General features: G+C 65.3%; 1 protein-coding gene. It reads right to left on the bottom strand.

What is annotated here, in order from left to right:
* Positions 1–1,766: non-ribosomal peptide synthetase (locus AWC06_RS21895; protein ID WP_139820191.1), on the bottom strand; the 1,766-nt coding region annotated here is incomplete at both ends.

Here is a 1,766-nt window from a genome sequence, read left to right as displayed (position 1 = left end):
TGCAACTGATCCAAAAACCACAACCGCTGCTGAGCAAACGACAACGGCACCACCGCCGGACGCTGCCCGGCCACCAACGGCTCCAGCCGGCCCGCACCCTCACCAATACGCGGCGCCAACTGAGCCACCGTGGGCGCCTCAAACACCGCACGCACCGAAAGACCGGCATCCAAACCCGTATTAACCGCGGCGATCACCCGCATCGCCAACAGCGAATCCCCACCCAACTCAAAAAACGACTCATCGACCCCCACCCGCTCCACACCCAACACCCGGGCAAAGATCCCCGCCAAAATCTCCTCCACCGCACTGCCCGGAGCACGGTAACGATCACCCCCCTGATACTCCGGCGCCGGCAACGCCCGCTTATCCAGCTTGCCGTTCACCGTCAACGGCAACGCATCAATCACCACCACCGCCGCGGGCACCATATAAGCCGGCAACCGCTCACCCAACGCGGCACGAATCTCACCCGGATCCGCCGCACCGGTCACATAACCCACCAGCCGCTTATCACCCGGACGATCCTCACGGGCAACCACCACCGCCTGCTCCACCCCATCCAGCCCACTTAACGCCGCCTGGATTTCCCCCAACTCAATACGGAACCCACGGATCTTGACCTGCTCATCGGCACGCCCCAAATACACCAACTGCCCATCAGCACCCCAACGCACCAAATCCCCGGTGCGATACATCCGCATCCCCGGGCCCCCAAACGGACACGCCACAAACCGCGACGCCGTCAACCCCGCCCGACGCCAATACCCACACCCCACCCCGGCACCGGCCACATACAACTCACCAACCACCCCCGCCGACACCCGGCGCAACCCCGCATCCAACACAAACAGCGCCGCCCCCGGCAACGGCGAACCAATCGGCACCACCCCCGAACCCGCCCGCAGCGGCGCACTGATCGCCACCCACATCGTGGTCTCGGTCGGCCCATACTCATTGAGCATCACCCGCCCCGGCGCCCACCGATCCACCACCTCGCCCGGGCACGCCTCACCACCAACCAGCAACGCCACCGACTCCAACCCCTGCGCCGACAACATCCCCACCGCCGAGGGCGTCTGGCTCAACACGCTGACCTTCTCCGCGACCAGCAACGCATGAAAATCCTCCGGCGAACCCGCCACCTCATCGGGCACCACCACCAACCGCCCACCACGCAACAGCGCGTTAAAGATCTCCCACCCCGAAATATCGAAGCTATAGGAATGCCACTGCGACCACACCTGCCCCGGCCCCCCCGGCACACCAGCATCCGCCGTGAACAACTGGGTCACATTGTGATGCGTAATCGCCACCCCCTTAGGCACACCCGTGGTGCCCGAGGTGTAAATGATGTAGGCCAAATCCTCCGGCGCCGGCACCGGCAACGCCCCACCGGGCTGAGCCCCCACAGCCGGGTCATCAACCTCGATGACCACCAAATCAAACCCATCCAACCGCGACCGCAACCCCGCCGTGGTCACCACCGCCACCGGCGCGGCATCCTCCACCATGAACCCGATCCGCGCCCCCGGCAGCGCCGGATCAATCGGCACATACGCCGCCCCCGTCTTCAGCACCGCCAAAATCGCGACAATCGCCTCGGCCGAACGCTCAAACAACAACCCCACACAATCACCCGGGCCCACACCACGACCCACCAGCAAATGCGCCAGCCGATTCGCCGCCTCCTCCAACTCCCCATACGTCATCGAGCGGCCCTCAAACGTCACCGCCACCGCCCGCGGACTACGCGCCACCTGCGC

The sequence above is a fragment of the Mycobacterium fragae genome (genome assembly GCF_002102185.1).
Lineage (GTDB): Bacteria > Actinomycetota > Actinomycetes > Mycobacteriales > Mycobacteriaceae > Mycobacterium > Mycobacterium fragae.
Note: the sequence above shows the minus strand (reverse complement) of the source record. Positions and strands in the feature narration are given on the sequence as shown.